Source organism: Haemophilus parainfluenzae, from assembly GCF_003252725.1.
GTDB classification, from domain to species: domain Bacteria; phylum Pseudomonadota; class Gammaproteobacteria; order Enterobacterales; family Pasteurellaceae; genus Haemophilus_D; species Haemophilus_D parainfluenzae_L.
The window spans coordinates 121,177-137,583 of the sequence record NZ_QEPO01000001.1; the positions used below are offsets into that span (position 1 = coordinate 121,177).

Consider the following 16,407-nt stretch of genomic DNA (forward strand, 5'->3'; position numbering starts at 1 on the left):
TTTATTTAAATTCAATAAAAATGATAAGAATTGTTATTTACAGTAAAATTATATTGTACTAGAATTCTCGGGCATTATTTATTCCACATATGCCAGGAGAGCATTTCAATGTATAAATCCAATCATTTAAAAACAACATCATTCTTCGCATTTAGTGCGTTAACAATCGCACTTTTTTCAAACTATTCTCATGCAGAAGAGAAACTTGAGGAAATTAAAGTTACTGCGGAAGATCAGGTAAAACAATCGCTTGGTTCTTCTCTTGTGACTGCAAAAGATTTAGAAAAACGACCTGCGACAAATGATATTTCTGAAGTATTACGCACTATGCCAGGTGTGAATTTAACGGGTAACTCATCTACAGGACAACGCGGAAACAAACGTCAAATTGATATTCGCGGAATGGGACCTGAAAATACATTGATTTTAGTGGATGGTAAACCGGTCACCTCTCGTAATGCAGAACGTTATGGTGTGCGTGGTGAACGTAACTCTCGTGGTGACAGCAACTGGGTGCCGATTGAAGCGATTGAAAAAATTGAAGTATTACGTGGTCCTTCAGCAGCACGCTATGGTTCAGGTGCAATGGGTGGGGTGGTGAATATTATCACTAAGCCTGTTACCAATGATTTACACGGTAGCTTAAGTTATTACACCAACCAACCAGAAGATAGCAAAGAGGGTGCAACGAACCGTGTTGGTTTTAATCTAAGCGGAGCGTTAATTAAAGACGTATTGCAATTCCGTTTATATGGTAACTGGAACAAAACTCAAGCGGATGAAGTCGGTATTAATGGTGATCCTGCGATTGCTGGTCGTGAAGGTGTACGTAATAAAGATATTAATGGTCGTTTAGTGTGGAATATCAATGAGAAAAATAAATTAACCTTGGATTCTGGTTTCAGTCGTCAAGGCAATATTTATAACGGTGATACACAAAATAGCTCAGCAGGGCTTTACAATAATAAAAACTATCCTGAAACCAAAACGTTGGCAGGAAATAAAGCTGAAACTGCTCGTTTATATCGTCAGAACTATGCTTTAACCTATGAAGGTAAATTCGATCATTTTGACAATAAAACTTATATTACTTTTGATAAAACTAAAAACAGCCGTTTACCAGAATATTTAGCGGGTGGTCCAGAAGGTAGTTATTCTAGCACGTCAGCTTTTAGCGATTCTATTCTTAAAAATACGCGTTTTAGTTCAGAATTCTATATCCCATTTACCTTGGGTGTAGATCATATGCTGACAGTTGGTTTTGAAGGTGCACATAGCAGTTTAGATGATGACGCTTCTATGACACAGTTACTTGGTGGACGACGAGACAAGAATACAGGGAAGGTGCTTTATGATTTGAAAGAACGCCTACCAACCGGCATCTCAAATGTACGAGGTGGTCATAGCAGTCAAACTGAATGGGCAGTATTTGTTGAAGATAATATTTCAGCAACCCAATCTACCATCTTAACACCATCTTTGCGTTATGATTACAACACCTATTCTGGTTCTAATCTAAGTGGCGGATTAAACTTCTTACAAAGCCTCAACGATGATTGGAGAATTAAAGGTGGGATAGCAAGAGCTTATAAAGCACCGAATCTTTATCAAACTAACCCGAATTACTTGTTGTTTACTTTAGGTCAAGGTTGTCCAACGAATGTACCAAATAATAAAACTTGTTATTTCCAAGGTAATAGCGACATTAAACCAGAAACCAGCTGGAATAAAGAAATCGGAATTGAATATGATAAAGACGGGCTTCTTGCTTCTGTGGCTTACTTCCGTAATGACTATCGTAACAAAATCGTGTCTGATGGTGAATTTATCGGTTTAACTAACTTAGGTAACTATGTGTATAAATGGGGTAATGCAAACCGCGCAGTGATTGAAGGTTTTGAAGGTAATCTGACATTACCATTAATCCAAGATAAATTAAACTGGGTGAATAACTTCACTTATATGCATAAAACCAAAAATAAAGATACAGGTAACCCGCTTTCTATCGTGCCGAAATATACCTTGAACTCAAGCTTAAGTTATCAAATTACAGATAGCTTGGATGCAATGTTGACTTATACGCAATACGGTAAACAAAAATCCCGTAAAAATCCGGAAAACCGTATGGAAAATGGTAACGGCAAAAATATTAATCAGCTAGCTAACTCAGAAGATATCGGTAGCTATGCAGTTTGGGGATTAAGTGCAGGTTATAATTGGAAAGATACAATCAGCATTCGTGTTGGCGTAAGTAACTTATTTGATAAACGCATTTATCGTTCATCAAGCAGTACAAATTACAATGCTCATACTTATAACGAACCTGGTCGTGCTTATTATGCAACAGTTAAATATTCATTTTAATTGAGTATTTAGAAATGATAGAAAAAGTGTGGTCGATTTTGACCGCACTTTTTTATTGATTGAATTTGAAAAATGGTGAATTTCAGGTAATAAAAAACCCTGCATAGGCAGGGTTCTTCACACAGATTCAAATTATTTTGTACCTGGGATTTTGAAACGGCTGTTAAAGCGTTCAACACGACCACCAGTATCAACAACACGTTGTTTACCAGTGTAGAATGGGTGGCAGCTACCGCACACATCAAGGTTGATGTCTTTGCCTAAAGTTGAACGAGTTTTGATCACGTTACCGCAAGAACAAGTTGCAGTGATCTCTTTATATTCTGGATGAATACCTTGTTTCATAGAAAACCTCAAATTGAAGCCACGCCGCTATAAATGCTCTCCACTTACACCGCGTGAGTTAATAATCGCCGACAATCCGGCACCAAATAGACTGCGAATTATACTGAAAAAATCAAATTGATCAAGAGGTGTGCTTTAGTGATAGAATCATCACAAAATTTTTGCTTATTTTGACCGCACTTTAGGAAAGTTATGTTAGCCCAATCCTCTGTGAATGCCCCTTTTGCCCATTCTGTTTTACAATGGTATGAAAAGTTTGGGCGTAAAAATTTGCCTTGGCAACAAAATAAAACCCTTTATGGTGTTTGGCTTTCCGAAGTGATGTTACAACAAACTCAAGTTTCCACAGTCATCCCTTATTTTGAGCGATTTATTAAAACCTTTCCTAATGTGACCGCACTTGCTAATGCGTCGCAAGATGAAGTATTGCATTTATGGACGGGACTAGGTTATTACGCCCGTGCGAGAAATTTGCATAAAGCCGCTCAAACCATCAGAGATGAATATCAAGGCGAATTTCCAACGCAATTTGAGCAAGTTTGGGCATTAACAGGCGTGGGGCGATCGACGGCTGGCGCAATTTTATCTTCCGTACAAAATCAACCTTATCCAATTTTAGATGGTAATGTAAAACGCGTTCTTTCTCGTTATTTTGCTGTTGAGGGTTGGCCTGGCGAAAAGAAAGTCGAAAATCAATTATGGCAGTTGAGTGAACAGGTTACACCAACCACGAGAGTCGCTGAATTTAATCAAGCGATGATGGATATCGGCTCGGCGATTTGCACTCGAACAAAACCTAAATGCGATCTTTGTCCTCTAAATAATGATTGTTTAGCTAATAAACTCGAAAAGTGGACAGAATTCCCTGGAAAGAAACCGAAAAAATTGTTGCCAGAAAAACAAAGCTATTTTTTGATTTTATCTTATCAAGGGAAAGTCTGGCTAGAACAGCGCGAAAGCAAAGGCTTATGGGGCGGATTGTATTGTTTTCCTCAGTTTGATGATAAACAAACATTGCTGAATTATCTGAAAGAACAAGGGATTACCGAGTATCAAGAATGGGTAACTTTCCGTCATACGTTTAGTCATTTTCACTTAGATATTCATCCCATTTATGTTGAAGTTGATCGAAAATCTGAAGAGAGCGCTCGTTCAGATTGGAAAAAATTGTCAGAAAAAGGAAAAGAATCTCAATCTGGTCTATTAAGTGCGGTCAAATATTGGTATGATCCAACGTCACCTGAACAGATCGGGTTAGCTCAGCCTGTGAAAAATTTATTAACGCAATTTGTAAGGAATTATTATGGCTAGAACTGTTTTTTGCGAATATTTGAAACAAGATGCGGAAGGATTGGATTTTCAACTGTATCCCGGTGAATTAGGTAAACGTATTTTTAATTCAATTAGTAAACAAGCATGGGGTGAATGGATCAAAAAGCAAACCATGTTAGTGAACGAGAAAAAACTCAATATGATGAATGCCGAACATCGTAAATTATTAGAAGAAGAAATGGTGAATTTCTTATTTGAAGGCAAAGATGTGCATATTGAAGGTTACGTTCCCCCATCTAAATAACAAAAGATTATGAAAAAGTATTTATTATTGGCGCTACTTCCACTTTTATATGCTTGTAGCGACTCGCCAACCCATCGACGTGGCATTAATTATGACGAAGTGTTTTCAAAAGACACGCAAGGTTTAGATATTTTAACGGGTCAATTCTCCCATAATATCGATCGTATTTGGGGGGTAAATGAGCTTTTAGTGGCGAGTCGTAAAGACTACGTGAAATACACGGACTCTTTCTATACGCGTAGCCACGTAAGCTTTGACGAAGGTACAATTATTGTTGAAACTCAACAAGATCTTAATCGCTTACACAATGCGATTGTCCATACTTTATTGATGGGTTCCGATGCAAAAGGGATCGACTTATTTGCTTCTGGCGATGTGCCGATTAGTACTCGTCCTTTCTTATTAGGTCAGGTTGTGGATAACAATGGTCAGCAAATTGCTAACCAAGTGATTGCAAGTAACTTTGCGACTTATTTAATCCAAAATAAATTACAAACTCGCCGCTTACAAAATGGTAACACTGTGCAATTTGTGGTGATCTCAATGATTGCAAACCACGTTGAAGTGCGTGCACAAAAATATATTCCATTAGTTCGTAAAGCTGCAGAACGCTATGGTATTGATGAAAGCTTGATTTTAGGTATTATGCAAACAGAATCTAGCTTCAACCCGTATGCGATCAGTTATGCGAATGCAATCGGCTTAATGCAAGTGGTACCAAGCACAGCAGGTCGTGATGTATTTGCGATGAAAGGTAAAGGTGGACAACCATCTGCACGTTACCTTTATGATCCAGCAAATAACATTGATGCGGGTGTCTCTTACTTATGGATTCTGCAAAATCAATATTTAGATGGTATTACTAATCCTACCTCTAAACGTTTTGCAATGATTTCTGCCTACAATAGTGGTGCAGGTGCAGTGTTACGCGTATTCGATGAGGATAAAGATGAGGCGATCTATAAGATCAACCAGATGTATCCAGAACAAGTGTATCGTATCTTAACGACTGCACACCCATCCTCACAAGCAAGAAACTACTTGTTGAAAGTGGATGCGGCGCAGAAGAAATTCCGCGTAAGACGATAATTTCTACGATGAAATACAATGCCCGAAAGAAATTTCGGGCATTATTTTTTGAGAAAGTGCGGTTATTTTTGATTGAGTTTTACAAAATACGTTCTTTTTATAGTCGTTTTGGTTATTAACCACTCAAACACACCAACTTTTTTACTTTTTTTGAATTTAATTGTTGACCGATACCCGAAAAAATAGTTTAATACGCTCCGTTGTCAGGCAGTAGCCAATAACGATAACGCCTCGATAGCTCAGTCGGTAGAGCAGGGGATTGAAAATCCCCGTGTCGGTGGTTCGATTCCGCCTCGAGGCACCATTTCCTCCTTAGTTCAGTCGGTAGAACGGTGGACTGTTAATCCATATGTCGCAGGTTCGAGTCCCGCAGGAGGAGCCAAATTCTAAGAAGCCGCTAAAGTAATTTAGCGGCTTTTTGCTTTTTAGAATTCAGCATTATTCTGTTGTTTTCCTCTCTTTAAAATTTGCTCAAATTTCTCACCGCAGTTTTTTGATCTAGATAAATATTTATGTAAAAAAGTCACATAAAATTGTTAGCAAGATCACACTTTATTATTTTGTACTTTGCGATCACCCTCTAACGTTATCATAATGCCACCATTAATTTAATGAATGAATATTCATTGGATAAAGATTTTATAATTTAACTTTAGAGGGTGATTTATGAGCACTAAAACTAATAAAAAATGGAATAAATTTGATACAGCTTGGGTATTAAATTTATTTGGTACTGCGGTGGGCGCAGGGGTATTATTTTTACCAATCAATGCAGGGATGGGCGGTTTCTGGCCATTGGTTGTGATGGCGATTTTAGTCGGACCGATGACATATTTTGCGCATCGTGGTTTGGCTTATTTCGTGTTGTCTTCTTCTAAACCAGGCAGTGATATTACCGAAGTGGTAGAAGAGCATTTTGGTGCGACAGCGGGGAAATTAATTACCTTATTGTACTTCTTTGCGATCTTTCCAATTTTATTGATTTATGGAAACGGGATCACCAATACCATTGATTCCTTCATTGTTAACCAATTAGGCATGGCTTCACCAAATCGTGTCATTCTTTCTTTTGTATTGATTGCGATCTTGATTTCGGTAATGTTATTCAGTGAAAAAGTAATGTTGAAAATCACTGAATTATTAGTTTATCCATTGGTATTGATTCTCTTTGCATTATCAATCTATCTCATTCCTCAATGGAATGCATCAATGCTTTATGAGCTTCCTACAGCGAGTGGTTTTGTGACGACATTGTGGTTAACTATTCCAGTGTTGGTATTCTCTTTTAACCATTCTCCGGCAATTTCTTCTTTCACACTTTCTCAACAACGTGAATATAAAGATTTTGATAAAACGGAATATCACATTGGTCATACAGAAAAAGGCACTTCAACCGTATTACTTTTCTTCGTGATGTTCTTTGTGTTTAGTTGTGTATTAACTTTAACACCGGCAGAGTTATTAGAGGCAAAAGCACAAAATATCAGTATCTTGTCGTATCTTGCGAACAAATTTGATAATCCATACATTTCTTATTTTGCACCATTAGTGGCTTTCTTAGCGATTACGAGTTCATTCTTTGGCCATTATTTAGGGGCTCGTGAAGGTTTAGAAGGTTTATACCTCAAAATGAAAGGTGAAAGTGTAAATCGTAAAAAATTAAATTACGGTACCGCAGTATTCTTCTTACTCACTTTATGGGGCGTAGCAATCATTAACCCAAGTATTTTAGGCTTAATTGAATCCCTTGGCGGCCCAATCATTGCGATGATCCTTTTCATTATGCCTATGTATGCGATTCGCAATGTTCCAGCAATGAAACGCTATCAAGGTCGTTTTAGCAATGTATTTGTTACAGTTATGGGATTAATTGCTATCTCCGCGGTCGTATATGGATTATTATAAGCGACTTTTTAGTTTAGCTTAGGATTTAAAATAATATGATTAGTGTATTTGATATGTTTAAAGTGGGAGTTGGGCCATCCAGCTCCCATACTGTCGGCCCAATGAAAGCAGGCAAGCAGTTTATTGACGATTTAATCGAGCAAGGTAAATTTGATGCCGTTGCAACCTTGCACGTTGATGTGTATGGCTCTCTCTCAATGACGGGACATGGTCATAATACAGATATTGCGATCATTATGGGATTGGCCGGTTATCTACCGCATGATGTGGATATTGATTTAATCCCAACCTTTATCGAACAGGTTAAACAAACTAAAAAACTGTCGATTGCACAGGGCAAAAAAAACGTTAATTTCGATTGGGATGCCAATATGGTATTCCATAATTCCTTTTTATCATTGCATGAAAACGGTATGACCATTACTGCATTAGATGCTGATCGTAAAGTGCTCTACCGCCAAACCTATTACTCTATCGGTGGTGGCTTTATCGTGGATGAAGCACATTTTGGTCAAGAGGAAGAAAATCCAGTGACTGTGCCGTATCCTTATCAACATGCTGAAGATATTTTGAAACATTGTCAGGAGAGTGGCTTAATGCTCTCAACAGTGATGATGAAAAATGAATTAGCATTACGCGATAAAAAAGAGGTTGAAGCACATTTACAGAATGTTTGGAAAACCATGAAAGATTGTATTGAACATGGTATAAAAACAGAAGGGGTGTTACCTGGGCCATTAAAAGTTGCCCGTCGTGCGCCATCACTTTATCGTCTCTTGGAGGCGAATAGCGGCCGTTTAGCCCATGACCCAATGTATGTGATCGACTGGGTGAATATGTTTGCCCTTGCGGTAAATGAAGAGAATGCGGCAGGTGGTCGCGTCGTAACAGCACCAACTAATGGTGCGTGTGGTATTGTGCCGGCGGTACTTTCTTATTATGAAAAATTTGTTGCACCTTTAACGCCAGAAGTCATTGAACGATACCTATTGGCTGCCGGTATGATAGGTTCCCTTTATAAGATGAATGCATCTATTTCGGGGGCTGAAGTCGGTTGCCAAGGTGAAGTGGGCGTGGCATGTTCAATGGCTGCCGCAGGTTTAACTGAGATCTTAGGTGGTACACCAGTACAAGTGTGTATCGCAGCTGAAATTGCGATGGAACATAACTTGGGCTTAACTTGCGACCCGGTTGGTGGCCAAGTGCAAGTACCTTGTATTGAACGTAACGCGATTGCTTCGGTGAAAGCGATTAACGCTAGCCGTATGGCATTACGCCGAACCACTAATCCTCGCGTAACCTTGGATAAAGTGATCGAAACCATGTATGAAACAGGTAAAGACATGAATGCCAAATATCGCGAAACATCGAAAGGTGGCTTAGCGGTAAAAGTAGTGTGTTCTTAAGAGCTAATTGATAATAAAAGAGCGGTCATTTTTGACCGCTCTTTTTTATTTCCCTTTCACGTCAATAATAATCACTTCAGACTGAGAACCTAAGCGCATTGGAATGCCCCAGAAGCCATAACCTGAAGTGACAAAAACATGTGGATTGCCAATTTTTTCATGACCATAATCCAAACGATACATCATTTTTGTGATCAAACTCGCGGGGAATACTTGCCCTTTATGCGCATGCCCAGAAACTTGAATATCAAGCGGGAGTGAAGCATGTTTTTCGATATCTGTTGGACGGTGATCCAATAGAATGATCGGTAAGTCAGTATTCACTTGTTTTAATAACGTCTCGGTACTTGGTCTATCGTGAGCAAGATTGTCATTTCGTCCAATCAGTACCAATTCATTATTTAATGTTAATGTTTCATCTCTTAACACGGTAATACCCGCTTTGCGAATTTCTTGATCAATTCGATCTTGGTCACCGAATAAGTCATGATTGCCGAGTGTGGCATAAACGCCCATTGGGGCTTTGAGTTTCGCTAAATGGGGTTGCATTTTTTCGGCTAAATAAGCGTTGACGTTATCATCCATAATATCGCCAGGCAGTAAAATGATATCGACCTTTTCCTGCTGCATAATATCAGCCAATTTATCCAATTCTTTCCCGCCAAATAATTTGCCTAAGTGGAGATCGCTTGCCATGCCAATTCGCAATGGTTTAATCGGTTTATCTAGCGTAATTTCATAATGAATAACACGGGTGACATAGGCGTTATACACACTTAAGGCAGTGATACCAATAAATAAAACGGGATAAGCAATACGCAAAGTGCGGTCGATTTTTGCGATGGATTTGGATTTTCGGAAAAGGAAGTGAATACATCCCACAGCAATGCTCGCAAAGGCTGAAAAAAGAAGCAGCGCGAGCACTAAAGCAATAAGTCGAAATACCGTAAAAAGCTTTAAAAAATGACAAATAACTAAGGCATTAGGAAGCAAAAAACTGGTAAAAGTGATAGTTCGTCTTGCCCTTTGAGAGAGTGGTTTGTTCAGCCACCAAATCAGCGTTTTATTAAAAATATAAATCAGCAGTTGTAACAAAATAATGGCTGCCGTAAATATAAAGTAATAACGAGTTTCCATCTGCAATTCCTAAATAAAAGTGCGGTCGTTTTTGACCCGGTTTTGAAGTGTGGAATAATAAATTTCTCTGTTCCCAAAGGCAAATTTTTTCGCTAAAATGCGGCTCGTTTTAGTTAATTCAAGAAGGAAAATCCAATGTTCGGAAAAGGCGGTTTAGGCGGCTTAATGAAACAAGCCCAACAAATGCAAGAAAAAATGCAAAAAATGCAGGAAGAAATTGCCCAATTAGAAGTAACTGGCGAAAGCGGTGCAGGTTTAGTAAAAATCACGATTAATGGTGCGCACAACTGTCGTCGTATTGAGATCGATCCTTCTTTAATGGAAGACGACAAAGAAATGTTGGAAGATTTAATTGCTGCCGCATTCAACGATGCTGTCCGTCGTGCAGAAGAATTACAAAAAGAAAAAATGGCTTCTGTAACCGCAGGCATGCCATTGCCGCCAGGAATGAAACTTCCATTTTAATTCATCGGGTGTGTGTGTTTATCGATTCACACACCATCCATTTTCTCCCATCATAAATACTATGCAAAGCAGTCCACTTTTAGAACATCTTATTGAAAATCTTCGTTGCTTGCCGGGTGTCGGCCCGAAATCAGCGCAGCGTATGGCTTATCATCTTTTACAGCGCAACCGTAGCGGTGGGATGAACTTAGCACGCGCGTTAACGGAAGCAATGTCTAAAATTGGGCATTGTTCACAGTGTCGTGATTTTACCGAAGAGGAAACGTGCAATATTTGTAACAATCCTCGTCGCCAAAATTCAGGTTTGCTTTGCGTGGTGGAAATGCCGGCAGACATTCAGGCCATTGAGCAAACAGGACAATTTTCTGGGCGTTATTTTGTCTTAATGGGGCATTTATCGCCTTTAGATGGTATTGGTCCAAAAGAGATTGGTTTAGATTTATTGCAAAAACGTCTGGTAGAAGAATCTTTCCACGAAGTGATTTTAGCCACGAACCCAACGGTAGAAGGCGACGCCACAGCTAATTATATTGCTGAAATTTGCCATCAACATAATATTAAAGTGAGTCGTATTGCTCACGGGATCCCTGTCGGTGGGGAATTAGAAACCGTGGATGGCACGACCTTAACCCACTCTTTCTTAGGTCGTCGTCAGATCGACTAATTTTATGCGCCTGTTTATTGCCGAGAAACCCAGTCTTGGGCGAGCGATTGCCGATGTATTGCCAAAACCTCATCAACGGGGTGATGGTTTTATTAAATGCGGCAATGATGATGTGGTGACTTGGTGCGTGGGGCATTTGCTCGAACAAGCAGAACCGGATGCCTACGATCCTAAATTCAAACAATGGCGTTTAGAACATTTACCTATCATTCCTGAAAAATGGATTTTGTTACCGCGAAAGGAAGTCAAAAAACAACTTTCCGTGGTAGAAAAACTGATTCATCAAGCCGATGTTTTAGTTAACGCAGGTGACCCGGATAGAGAAGGGCAGTTGCTGGTGGATGAAGTGTTTAGCTATGTCAATTTATCAGCGGAAAAACGTGATGGGATTTTGCGTTGTTTGATTAGCGATCTTAACCCAAGTGCGGTCGAAAAAGCGGTACAAAAACTCCAACCTAATCGTCATTTTATTCCATTGGCTACCTCTGCACTGGCGCGTGCGCGTGCGGACTGGCTGTACGGCATTAATATGACTCGTGCTTATACCATTCGCGGTCGCCAAGCGGGTTATGATGGCGTGCTTTCCGTTGGGCGAGTGCAAACCCCCGTATTAGGCTTGATTGTTCGCCGTGATTTGGAAATTGAAAATTTCCAACCCAAAGATTTCTATGAAGTGTTGGCATGGGTGAAAGACGAAAAAACGTCTGAAAATCCGACCGCACTTTTTTCGGCACTTTGGCAACCGAGTAAGGCTTGTGAAGATTACCAAGATGAAGATGGTCGTGTACTATCTTTAGGCTTAGCCGAAAATGTGGTGAAACGCATTACTGATCAACCTGCCGAAGTGACCGAATATGTAGATAAGCGAGAAAAAGAAACGGCGCCTTTACCTTATTCCTTGTCAGCATTGCAGATTGATGCGGCAAAACGGTTTGGCATGTCAGCGCAAAGCGTGTTGGATACCTGTCAACGTTTATATGAAACCCATCGTTTGATTACTTATCCACGTTCTGATTGTCGCTATTTGCCGGAAGAGCATTTTGCTGAACGACATAAAGTGATGAATGCGATTTCACAGCATTGTCAGACTTATCAAACCTTGCCATCGGTGGTGGATAGCGAGCAGCGCAATCGTTGCTGGAATGATAAAAAAGTGGAAGCGCACCATGCAATTATTCCGACAGCTAACATGCGCTCGATCAATTTAAGTATTGATGAACAACGTATTTATGAATTGATTGCACGCCAGTATTTATTACAATTCTGTCCAGATGCGGAATATCGTAAAAGTAAAATTACCTTAAGTATTGCAGGTGGTACTTTTGTGGCTCAAGCGCGCAACTTGCAAACCGCAGGTTGGAAAGAATTGCTTGGTAAAGAAGATGAAGATGAAAATCAAGAGCCGCTATTGCCGATCGTGAAGAAAGGACAGATCCTTTACTGTGAAAGAGGCGAAGTGGTGAGCAAAAAAACGCAACCGCCAAAACCATTTACTGATGCGACGTTGCTTTCCGCCATGACAGGCATTGCGCGCTTTGTGCAAAATAAAGAATTGAAAAAAATTCTGCGTGAAACAGATGGACTTGGCACAGAAGCCACCCGAGCGGGCATTATTGAATTGCTGTTTAAACGCGGTTTTTTGACGAAAAAAGGACGCAATATTCACAGCACAGAAACGGGGCGGATCCTCATTTCAGCGTTACCAGATATTGCCACACAACCTGATATGACGGCACATTGGGAAGCGCAGTTAACGGATATCAGCCAAAAACAGGCGAGTTATCAGCAATTTATGTTTACGCTTAATCAAATGTTGCCAGATTTAGTGCGCTTTGTGGATTTCACTGCATTACGTCGTTTAAGTCAGATTTCAAAAGGTTTAAATGCGACATCCGTTAAACGAAAAAGAGCGGTCAAAAAATCGGAAGATTTAAACGCTGAAAATTGATTAAACTTAATACAATTAAGTAAAAAAAATGGGAAAGCGCTTGCGAAAAGCATGAATTTTATATAACATTTGCTCCCAGTTTTCTTGCGAAATCGCAATTTAGAGAAGAAAGAATAATGTACAATATTTTATTATTTATTTATGTATTAGTTTGTATCGCCTTAATCGGCTTTATCCTTGTTCAACAAGGTAAAGGTGCGAACGCAGGTGCGTCATTTGGCGGCGGTGCATCAGGTACCATGTTTGGTTCTGCAGGTGCAGGTAACTTCTTAACCCGTACCAGCGCAATCTTAGCAACTGGCTTTTTTGTGATTGCTTTAGTGTTGGGTAATATCAACTCTCACCGTGGTAACGTACAAAAAGGTTCATTTGACGATTTATCTCAAACTGCTGAACAAGTTCAACAACAGCAACAACAAGCTGCTCCAGCAGTTGAAAACAAAAATAACGATATTCCGCAATAAGGAATAAAACAGAATAAACGCTCTGGTGGTGGAATTGGTAGACACGCTATCTTGAGGGGGTAGTGGCCGCAGGCCGTGCGAGTTCAAGTCTCGCCCAGAGCACCAATTATAAACCGACTTAATTAAGTCGGTTTTTTTTCGCCTAAAATTTGCTTGAATAGCTAGTTATTATCCCCTGTTTTGGTTACAATCTGTCGATTTTCTTTTTCTAGAAACCCATTAGGAGAGCACTATGAACTTCCCTCAAATCGCCCAGCAAGTGATTGATAAGCTTGGTGGCAAAGAAAACATCGCAACAGCAGCACATTGTGCAACGCGTTTACGTATTGTGCTAAACGATGAAAGCAAAGTGGACAAAGAAGGTATTGATAACATTGAAGGCGTGAAAGGGCAGTTTGCTGTCGCCGGTCAATATCAAATTATCTTTGGTTCAGGTACGGTGAATAAAGTCCATGCTGAACTTACCAAATTGCTTGGTATTGGCGATGTGAGCAAAGCCGAAGTGGCAGAAGCAGCGTCAGGTAATCAAAACTTATTGCAACGTTTGGTGAAAGGCTTAGCGGATATTTTCGTGCCAATCATTCCGGCAATCGTAGCTGGCGGTTTGTTAATGGGTATTCACTCCATGCTTACAGCGAAAGGTTTCTTCGTTGACGAGTTAAGCGTGATTGATATGCACCCAGGTCTTGCAGATTTGGTGGACTTCATTAATACCATCGCGAACGCACCGTTTGTGTTCTTACCGGTATTACTTGGTTTCTCTGCAACCCGTAAATTCGGCGGTAACCCATTCTTAGGGGCAGCGCTTGGGATGTTGTTGGTTCACCCTGCATTAGCAGACGGTTGGAACTACGCATTAACCCTTGCGCAAGGCAAAATCCAATACTGGAATGTATTCGGTCTTGAAATTGAAAAAGTCGGCTATCAAGGCACGGTTATCCCAACATTAGTTTCTGCTTGGGTATTAGCAACCTTAGAAAAAACCTTCCGTAAGTTTGTGCCTTCTTACTTAGATAATCTCATTACCCCATTATTCTCGCTCTTTATTGCAGGCTTCTTAGCATTTACCGTAATCGGTCCAATCGGCCGTGAAGCGGGTTCATTAATTGCATCAGGCTTAACTTGGTTATATGACACCTTAGGCTTCGTTGGTGGTGCAATCTTCGGGGCATTCTATGCACCAATCGTGATTACCGGTATGCACCAAACCTTCATTGCAGTTGAAACACAATTATTAGCTGAAATGGCAAATACAGGCGGTACATTCATTTTCCCAATCGCCGCAATGTCAAACATCGCACAAGGTGCGGCCTGTTTAGGTGTGGCAGTGGCATTAAAAGATCCAAAAGTACGCGGTTTAGCGGTGCCATCTGGTATCTCTGCATTATTAGGGATTACTGAACCTGCAATGTTCGGGGTGAACTTACGCTATCGTCAGGCTTTCTTTGCGGCGATGATTGGTTCAGGCTTATCAAGTGCCTTTATCGCATTCTTCAATGTAAAAGCCATTGCATTAGGTGCTGCAGGTTTCTTGGGTATTCCATCTATCAAACCAGATAGTCTTGCAATGTACAGCATCGGTATGGTGATTTCATTTGTAGTGGCATTCACGCTTTCTGTCATTTTTGTGAAACGCGCACAAGCAAAAGCATAATCGAGATACAAAAGAAAAAGCACGAGTTTAACCTCGTGCTTTTTTGTTTGGAAAAATGCGTCTAAAAATGACCGCACTTTCAGTGAAAATTAGCCTTCTCGACAGTTTAACCAGGTGCTTCTTATGCCTTGATTATTCTTGTAGTACACAGAATTATTTTCACGTGCGATTAAATCAACATAACTGCCATCAATCGGCTCATAAGAGCGATAAATCACTTCAAAGCGATTTCCACGTGCATTTAAGGTACGATTTTCCACATGATCAAACGGCACTGCTTTTCCACCGTCTAATTGGAAATAAATACCAAAGTTATCTTTCATGCGACTTTCTCTTGAAAGCGGAAAGTAAGTGGTTAAATACGAACTTGCCCCCGTTTCTGAATTACGGCAAGAATAATAATAACGTTTGTAGTCTTTCGGATTGTTTAATTCCGCTTGGCTAATGTTATTTTTAAGGTATCGTGTTTTAACGGTTTTCTTTGGTTGTTGTGTTGTGGTACAAGCAAACAACCCTACGAATGCAGCCGTGAGTAATGCTATTTTAAATTTATTCATTGATAAAGTTCCGAGAGTAGAGTGAATGAGAAAGGGAGTATAATAGCGGAAATTGGGGATAGTGCAATATACAAAGGGGAAAGTGCGGTGAGTTTTTGAAGTGTTTTTTAGTAAAATTTGGCACATGCCGCGAGCGTGCGCCATTATAAAGAAAATGAAATATGATAAGTAACTACTTGCCCATAACAGGACCCGCCACGATCAACATAAGGTAGTAAATTGGTGCAGTAATGATGTCAAAGGCTTCTTTTGCTCTATATTTGGCTGATTCTTTCATCTTATCTTGTTTCTCTGATCGAATTTCTTCATCTGTTTTTAGACGATAATTATTAAGATATGCAGGTATTGGTATAGAGCGTGAGGATTTTTTCAAAATTTCATCACGGTTATTCAATTTCACGATACGCCCATTGATTATTGGCTTCTCTACCCATCCCATATAAAGGGTAATTTTGGTTCTAGGTCCACCTTTACATTCTGACGGTTCTTGGTGGAAAAAATCACTTATATGGCAATCACCGCCATCATAAAATACCTTCCAACGTTGCTCTAGTCCCTTTAGGCTTTGACGAAGCGTATTAAGGTATTTCATCGGTAATACTAACTCATAGTATACTTTAACAAGGTTATTACTACGGTCAGCAGCAAAGGAAAGCGCTAGATAAAATTTATCATCACTTCTATTGGATTTTAAAAGCTTTGTCATGTATTCAGGCTGGAATAAAGGTTGTAAATAAAGCGCATCAATGCCTGAAAGCTCATAATCTTCGTTATCACTCAGTAAATAAGTTTTATTATCCGGTGTTTTCACAATACTTCGAATCAATATTTTT

Annotated in this window: 15 protein-coding genes and 3 tRNA genes; 14 read left to right on the plus strand and 4 right to left on the minus strand. The window is 39.8% G+C overall.

Annotated features, from left to right (window positions below):
• The first annotated feature begins 108 nt into the window (after positions 1-108).
• On the plus strand, positions 109-2,364 hold the full coding sequence (locus DPV85_RS00640; protein WP_111326413.1) for a FepA family TonB-dependent siderophore receptor: 2,256 nt from the start codon (positions 109-111) through the stop codon (positions 2,362-2,364).
• 132 nt (positions 2,365-2,496) lie between these two features.
• Here DPV85_RS00640 and rpmE read toward each other — a convergent pair whose 3' ends face one another.
• Entirely contained in the window at positions 2,497-2,709 is a 213-nt protein-coding gene (gene rpmE / locus DPV85_RS00645) for a 50S ribosomal protein L31 (RefSeq protein WP_005696847.1), read from the minus strand.
• Between the two features lie 192 nt (positions 2,710-2,901).
• Between rpmE and mutY the strand changes: the two genes are divergently transcribed.
• From mutY to DPV85_RS00680, 7 genes are all read left to right on the plus strand, one after another.
• Positions 2,902-4,020, plus strand: coding sequence for an A/G-specific adenine glycosylase (gene mutY / locus DPV85_RS00650; protein ID WP_049373215.1), 1,119 nt, complete (start codon positions 2,902-2,904; stop codon positions 4,018-4,020).
• Positions 4,013-4,285, plus strand: a complete 273-nt coding sequence (locus tag DPV85_RS00655; RefSeq protein WP_049365232.1) for an oxidative damage protection protein — start codon at positions 4,013-4,015, stop codon at positions 4,283-4,285. The genes mutY and DPV85_RS00655 overlap by 8 nt, the downstream gene beginning before the upstream one ends.
• Positions 4,286-4,294: 9 nt before the next feature.
• Positions 4,295-5,374 (plus strand): membrane-bound lytic murein transglycosylase MltC, encoded by a 1,080-nt coding sequence (gene mltC, locus DPV85_RS00660; RefSeq protein WP_005696844.1) that lies wholly within the window; start codon positions 4,295-4,297, stop codon positions 5,372-5,374.
• A 228-nt stretch (positions 5,375-5,602) separates the two neighbouring features.
• Positions 5,603-5,678, plus strand: a tRNA-Phe gene (locus DPV85_RS00665).
• 2 nt (positions 5,679-5,680) lie between these two features.
• Positions 5,681-5,756, plus strand: a tRNA-Asn gene (locus tag DPV85_RS00670).
• A 284-nt stretch (positions 5,757-6,040) separates the two neighbouring features.
• On the plus strand, positions 6,041-7,279 hold the full coding sequence (locus DPV85_RS00675; RefSeq protein WP_111326415.1) for an HAAAP family serine/threonine permease: 1,239 nt from the start codon (positions 6,041-6,043) through the stop codon (positions 7,277-7,279).
• 35 nt (positions 7,280-7,314) lie between these two features.
• Positions 7,315-8,685, plus strand: coding sequence for an L-serine ammonia-lyase (locus DPV85_RS00680; protein WP_111326417.1), 1,371 nt, complete (start codon positions 7,315-7,317; stop codon positions 8,683-8,685).
• A gap of 45 nt (positions 8,686-8,730) precedes the next feature.
• Here DPV85_RS00680 and DPV85_RS00685 read toward each other — a convergent pair whose 3' ends face one another.
• Positions 8,731-9,822, minus strand: a complete 1,092-nt coding sequence (locus DPV85_RS00685; RefSeq protein ID WP_111326419.1) for a metallophosphoesterase — start codon at positions 9,820-9,822, stop codon at positions 8,731-8,733.
• 135 nt (positions 9,823-9,957) lie between these two features.
• Here DPV85_RS00685 and DPV85_RS00690 point away from each other — a divergent pair, with 135 nt between their 5' ends.
• The 6 genes from DPV85_RS00690 to DPV85_RS00715 all read left to right on the plus strand — a co-directional run bounded on the left by DPV85_RS00690 (position 9,958) and on the right by DPV85_RS00715 (position 15,017).
• Positions 9,958-10,287: a YbaB/EbfC family nucleoid-associated protein gene (locus DPV85_RS00690; RefSeq protein WP_005696839.1), complete on the plus strand. Its 330-nt coding sequence runs from the start codon at positions 9,958-9,960 to the stop codon at positions 10,285-10,287.
• Between the two features lie 61 nt (positions 10,288-10,348).
• Positions 10,349-10,951 carry a recombination mediator RecR gene (gene recR, locus DPV85_RS00695; protein WP_005696838.1) on the plus strand — a complete coding sequence of 201 codons (603 nt, stop codon included), beginning with the start codon at positions 10,349-10,351 and terminating at the stop codon, positions 10,949-10,951.
• A 4-nt stretch (positions 10,952-10,955) separates the two neighbouring features.
• Positions 10,956-12,899, plus strand: coding sequence for a DNA topoisomerase III (locus tag DPV85_RS00700; protein WP_111326421.1), 1,944 nt, complete (start codon positions 10,956-10,958; stop codon positions 12,897-12,899).
• Between the two features lie 116 nt (positions 12,900-13,015).
• Complete coding sequence (secG, locus tag DPV85_RS00705; protein WP_005696834.1) at positions 13,016-13,363, plus strand: preprotein translocase subunit SecG; 348 nt, start codon at positions 13,016-13,018, stop codon at positions 13,361-13,363.
• 19 nt (positions 13,364-13,382) lie between these two features.
• A tRNA-Leu gene (locus tag DPV85_RS00710) sits at positions 13,383-13,468 on the plus strand.
• Positions 13,469-13,595: 127 nt separating this feature from the next.
• A complete protein-coding gene (locus DPV85_RS00715) occupies positions 13,596-15,017 on the plus strand; it encodes a sucrose-specific PTS transporter subunit IIBC (protein ID WP_111326423.1) in 1,422 nt (473 codons plus the stop codon).
• 89 nt (positions 15,018-15,106) lie between these two features.
• Here DPV85_RS00715 and DPV85_RS00720 read toward each other — a convergent pair whose 3' ends face one another.
• The gene (locus DPV85_RS00720; protein ID WP_111326425.1) at positions 15,107-15,574 is read right to left on the minus strand and encodes a hypothetical protein; all 468 of its coding nucleotides are present in this window, start codon (positions 15,572-15,574) and stop codon (positions 15,107-15,109) included.
• 172 nt (positions 15,575-15,746) lie between these two features.
• Positions 15,747-16,385: a hypothetical protein gene (locus tag DPV85_RS00725; protein ID WP_243584627.1), complete on the minus strand. Its 639-nt coding sequence runs from the start codon at positions 16,383-16,385 to the stop codon at positions 15,747-15,749.
• Positions 16,386-16,407 lie beyond the last annotated feature (22 nt).

Bases quoted from the DNA above. Each gene is read 5' to 3' on its own strand.
- DPV85_RS00640 (WP_111326413.1), top strand. From the start codon at position 109: ATGTATAAATCCAATCATTTAAAAACAACATCATTCTTCGCATTTAGT.
- rpmE (WP_005696847.1), bottom strand. From the start codon at position 2,709: ATGAAACAAGGTATTCATCCAGAATATAAAGAGATCACTGCAACTTGT.
- mutY (WP_049373215.1), top strand. From the start codon at position 2,902: ATGTTAGCCCAATCCTCTGTGAATGCCCCTTTTGCCCATTCTGTTTTA.
- DPV85_RS00655 (WP_049365232.1), top strand. From the start codon at position 4,013: ATGGCTAGAACTGTTTTTTGCGAATATTTGAAACAAGATGCGGAAGGA.
- mltC (WP_005696844.1), top strand. From the start codon at position 4,295: ATGAAAAAGTATTTATTATTGGCGCTACTTCCACTTTTATATGCTTGT.
- DPV85_RS00675 (WP_111326415.1), top strand. From the start codon at position 6,041: ATGAGCACTAAAACTAATAAAAAATGGAATAAATTTGATACAGCTTGG.
- DPV85_RS00680 (WP_111326417.1), top strand. From the start codon at position 7,315: ATGATTAGTGTATTTGATATGTTTAAAGTGGGAGTTGGGCCATCCAGC.
- DPV85_RS00685 (WP_111326419.1), bottom strand. From the start codon at position 9,822: ATGGAAACTCGTTATTACTTTATATTTACGGCAGCCATTATTTTGTTA.
- DPV85_RS00690 (WP_005696839.1), top strand. From the start codon at position 9,958: ATGTTCGGAAAAGGCGGTTTAGGCGGCTTAATGAAACAAGCCCAACAA.
- recR (WP_005696838.1), top strand. From the start codon at position 10,349: ATGCAAAGCAGTCCACTTTTAGAACATCTTATTGAAAATCTTCGTTGC.
- DPV85_RS00700 (WP_111326421.1), top strand. From the start codon at position 10,956: ATGCGCCTGTTTATTGCCGAGAAACCCAGTCTTGGGCGAGCGATTGCC.
- secG (WP_005696834.1), top strand. From the start codon at position 13,016: ATGTACAATATTTTATTATTTATTTATGTATTAGTTTGTATCGCCTTA.
- DPV85_RS00715 (WP_111326423.1), top strand. From the start codon at position 13,596: ATGAACTTCCCTCAAATCGCCCAGCAAGTGATTGATAAGCTTGGTGGC.
- DPV85_RS00720 (WP_111326425.1), bottom strand. From the start codon at position 15,574: ATGAATAAATTTAAAATAGCATTACTCACGGCTGCATTCGTAGGGTTG.